Source organism: Micromonospora sp. NPDC049799 (assembly GCF_040656655.1).
Classification (GTDB): Bacteria; Actinomycetota; Actinomycetes; order Mycobacteriales; family Micromonosporaceae; genus Micromonospora.
Genome location: NZ_JBFAMU010000433.1, coordinates 1 through 4,149, shown reverse-complemented (window position 1 = coordinate 4,149; position 4,149 = coordinate 1). Strand labels below are relative to the sequence as shown.

Here is a 4,149-nt window from a genome sequence, read left to right as displayed (position 1 = left end):
GCAACCGCCGCCGGTCGAGGTGCGCCGCCCGCTGGCGCTGGCCGTCGCCGGCTTCGCCGCGCTGCTCGGGCTCGGTCTGGTGCTCGCGGCGCAGACCTCCGGCCCCGGGCACCGCCTGCCCTTCGCGATCGTCGTCCTGGGCGTACAGCTGCTCTTCGTGCTGGCCTGGACGACCGCCCTCCGCCCGCCGGCCATGTGGCTGGTCGCCGGCGTCGCCGGCGTCGCCGCGGTGGTGGCCGACGTGGCCGCCGTGCGGATGGCGGAGGCCCGCCTCACGCCGCTGCTCTCCGTGGCGGCCGTCGCTCTCCTGGTAGCCGTGCTCGGCCAACTGGTCCGCCGGGTGGACCGGGCCCGGGTGACCGACTCGCTGCGCGGGACCGCGCTCATCGTGGTCGGCGTCGTCGCCTTCGCCACCCTGATCCTGCTCAGCCGGATCGTGGCGGGGACCCAGACGATCACCGTCGGCCTGCTGGCCGCCGGGGTGGCGCTCACCGTCGCCCGGTTCACCGACGGGTTCGCGGCCTGGCCGCGACTGGCCCCCCAGGTGCCTCGTGGCGCCTCCGGCGTGGTCGGCGGCGCGATGGTCGGCACGCTGGTCAGTGCCCTGCTCGGCAGCTACCTGGTCGCCCCCTTCACCCCCACGAAGGCCGCGCTCATCGGCCTGGTCGCGGCGGTCGCGGCCGTCCTCGCCGACCTCGCCGCCGGGTACGCCGAGGCGGGCCGGCTGATGGCGGGGGAGCCACCGACGATGTGGGTGGCCCGGCACATGCAGGGGCCGCTCGGCGGGTTCGCCCTCGCCGCACCGGCGGCGTACGTCATGTGCAAGCTGGTGTTCTGACCACGGTTGAGCTTTTCGGAGTTCGGGTACCACCGGTTGCGCCGAGGCGGCGACCGGGTGACAGGAGGCGGCGTGACGCAGGAGTACGCGTACGAGGAGGAGCGGCCGCGGCGGCGCGGGCGCAAGGTGCTCGTCACGCTCGTCGTGCTGCTCCTGATCCTGGTCGGGCTGCTGGTGGTGGCCGACCGGGTGGCGGCCGGGGTGGCCGAGCGGGCCATCGCCGACCAGGTCCGCCAGGAGGTCGCCAAGCAGGGCGCGCAGTCCTCGCCGCCCTCCGTCGACGTGGGCGGCTTCCCGTTCCTCACCCAGGTGGTGAACGGCCGCTACGAGCGCATCTCCATCGGACTGACCGACGTGCAGGGGTCGGTGCAGGGTGACGCCGTCGCGCTGCCGAAGCTCGATGTGGACGCCCGCAACGTGGCCGCGTCGCTGGACACCCTCCGGTCCGGGCAGGGCGACGTGGTCGCCGAGACCGTCAACGGCACCGGCACCATCAGCTACGAGAGCCTGGCGGCGCTCCTCGACCGGGAGGGGCTCACCCTCGGCGAGCAGAACGGCCGACTCGCGGTGACCGCCCCGGTCAACGTCCTCGGGCAGCAGCTCACCGTCAACGGCACCGCCGACGTGACCGTCGGCGAGCAGGGAAAGGTGGCGCTGCGCTTCAAGGACCTCAGCGCCGAGGGGCTGCCCAACGTTCCGCTGGCCCGCACGATCCTCAACAACTACGCGCAGAGCATCTCGATCGACGTACCCCTGCCCGACCTGCCGTTCCAGCTCGCCGTCCGCGAGGTTCGACCGCTGCCCGAGGGCCTCGCGGTGACCGTCGACGCGAAGAACGTGCCGATCAACTCCGCCACCTGACCGAGCGCGCCGCCTCCCGGGCCGGCCACATCCGACGCGGGGGCCGCGTCCCGGATGCTGGTCGGCCCGGTGGCGTCACGGTCACTGACTGGTAGGCTCCGTGGTCATGGGGACGCTCCTCACCAAACGGCGCGCGGTCGACCTGTGCCGCGTGGCCACCTGCCTGTGTCGCCCCGTCATCTGACGGCGGGGCTGTCCTCGGCTGCCTGATCCGGCAGCGCACTCAGGGTCCACGACCCTTCCGGTGCTCCCCCACCGAACGCCCGACAGCGGCGCCGTCGCACGAACCCGTGATCCGTCCTAGCTCTGGGTCCCGCGTGCGGCAACGACAAATATCGATCTCCGCGCGCTGGCTCACCATCCATCCTCACCAGGGAGTGATCTGATGAGTCGCGACACCGCGCTCGTCTCGGCCGAGTGGGCCGAGAAGAACCTCGACGCCCCGGGCGTCGTCTTCGTCGAGGTCGACGAGGACACCTCCGCCTACGACACCGGCCACATCGCCGGCGCGATCAAGCTCGACTGGAAGACCGACCTGCAGGATCCGGTCCGGCGGGACTTCGTCAACAAGAGCCAGTTCGAGGCGCTGCTCTCCGAGCGGGGGATCAGCAACGACGACACCGTGGTCCTCTACGGCGGCAACAACAACTGGTTCGCCGCGTACGCGTACTGGTACTTCAAGCTCTACGGCCACGGCGACGTCAAGCTGCTCGACGGCGGGCGCAAGAAGTGGGAGCTGGACGCCCGTCCGCTGGTCAAGGACGCGGTGACCCGCCCGGCGACCCGGTACGTCGCGCAGGAGCCGGACACCTCCATCCGCGCCTTCCGGGACGAGGTCGTGGCCGCGATCGGCACCAGGAACCTGGTCGACGTGCGCAGCCCCGACGAGTTCGCGGGCCGCCTGCTCGCCCCCGCCCACCTGCCGCAGGAGCAGGCGCAGCGGGCCGGCCACATCCCGACCGCGATCAGCGTGCCGTGGTCCAAGGCCGCCAACGAGGACGGCACCTTCAAGTCCGACGACGAGCTGCGCCGGATCTACGCCGACGCCGGTCTGGACGACGGCAAGGAGACCATCGCGTACTGCCGGATCGGCGAGCGCTCCTCGCACACCTGGTTCGTGCTCCAGGAGCTGCTCGGTCACCGCAACGTCAAGAACTACGACGGCTCCTGGACCGAGTACGGCTCGCTGGTCGGCGTGCCGGTCGCGCTCGGCGACGAGCCCGGGGAGGCCTGATCATCATGACTGCACCCACCGCCGCCGGATGCGCCGCTCCGGACCAGGCCGCGCCGCTGCCGGCCAGCCTGGACCTGGAGAAGGAGACCGTGATCACGGGTGTCGTCCGCTCCGACGCGGGCGATGCCGTGCCGGGCGCGTACGTCCGACTGCTCGACTCCACCGGTGAGTTCACCGCCGAGGTCGTCACCTCGGCCGCCGGCCAGTTCCGGTTCTTCGCCGCCCCCGGCGCCTGGACGCTGCGGGCGCTGTCCCGCCAGGGCAACGGCGACACCGCCGTCACCGCCGGCCGTGGCATCAACGAGGTCGCGGTCACCGTCGCCTCCTGACCCACGCCCTGATCGGCCCGTGGCCCGCCACCCCTCCGGGAGGTGGCGGGCCGCTGCCACAAGATCCCCGCAACATCGGGGAACCTGCTGCCTCGATCACGCGCGAGACAGCATTTTCGGGGAAGTCGCGGTCTTGGGGCGGGTGGGCGAAGGGGCGGCGGGCGCGTGACACTATGGCGCGTGTGAGTGGTCTTGCCCCGCCCGGCTACGCCCCGTCGACCGGCACCGAGCCGTCCCCGCGCGACCGGCGCCGGACCCGTCGGCTGGTGGTGGCGTCGGTGGTCTGGGCGGTGCTACTGGCCGCGCTCACCTGGTACTCGGTGCGCACCGACCCGCCGACGGTGCGGGAGCAGCGGAGCCTCTCCGACGCGGGCCCGGTGGTCGACCGGGCGATCGGCGAACTGGCCGGAGCGATCGGCGGAGACTCCGTGCTGGCGCTCACCCCGCCCGAGGTCGAGCGGGGCTGCCGGGTCACGCCGCTTTCCGACGGGGGCATCCTGCTGCGCCGCGTGACGGTGGTCGTACCGGCCGGCGAGGAGCGGACGCTGCTGGAGCGGGTCTCCGGACGGCTCCCGGCGGACTGGCGGGCGGGGGTCCGGGTCACCGCGGAGGGGCCGCGCCTGCGGGCCGACGCCGGTGAGTTCGTCACGGTCGAGGGCGAGGTCGAGCGGGAGGGCCGGGTCCGGTTCACGGCGGACACCGGCTGCCGGCCACTGGGCGACCCCTACGTCGAGCCCGCGATCGGCGCCGGCTCGGGTCCCGACGTCGACGCGCTCGTCGCGGCCCTGCGCGCCGTCGGCCATCCCGACCAGCACCACCTCGACACCGGTCCGGACCGGTCCGGAGCGGGGGTGTGCGGTGGACACCCGGTGCGGTGCCCGGCCGAC

The 4,149-nt window shown here is 73.2% G+C and carries 6 protein-coding genes; all 6 read left to right on the top strand.

All coding sequences use genetic code 11. The features are described 5' to 3' along the window. Positions 1 to 838 (top strand): hypothetical protein (locus AB0I76_RS23870; RefSeq protein ID WP_357039439.1); only part of this gene is annotated, 838 nt, incomplete at its 5' end. A 72-nt stretch (positions 839 to 910) separates the two neighbouring features. Beyond that, a complete protein-coding gene (locus AB0I76_RS23865) occupies positions 911 to 1,699 on the top strand; it encodes a DUF2993 domain-containing protein (RefSeq protein WP_357039436.1) in 789 nt (262 codons plus the stop codon). A 106-nt stretch (positions 1,700 to 1,805) separates the two neighbouring features. After that, the gene (locus tag AB0I76_RS23860; RefSeq protein ID WP_311202345.1) at positions 1,806 to 1,883 is read left to right on the top strand and encodes an Ms5788A family Cys-rich leader peptide; all 78 of its coding nucleotides are present in this window, start codon (positions 1,806 to 1,808) and stop codon (positions 1,881 to 1,883) included. Between the two features lie 201 nt (positions 1,884 to 2,084). Next, entirely contained in the window at positions 2,085 to 2,933 is an 849-nt protein-coding gene (locus tag AB0I76_RS23855; RefSeq protein ID WP_357039433.1) for a sulfurtransferase, read from the top strand. A 5-nt stretch (positions 2,934 to 2,938) separates the two neighbouring features. Further along, a complete protein-coding gene (locus AB0I76_RS23850) occupies positions 2,939 to 3,262 on the top strand; it encodes a DUF1416 domain-containing protein (protein WP_357039430.1) in 324 nt (107 codons plus the stop codon). A 182-nt stretch (positions 3,263 to 3,444) separates the two neighbouring features. After that, on the top strand, positions 3,445 to 4,149 hold a 705-nt coding region (locus tag AB0I76_RS23845; RefSeq protein ID WP_357039427.1), incomplete at its 3' end, for a hypothetical protein.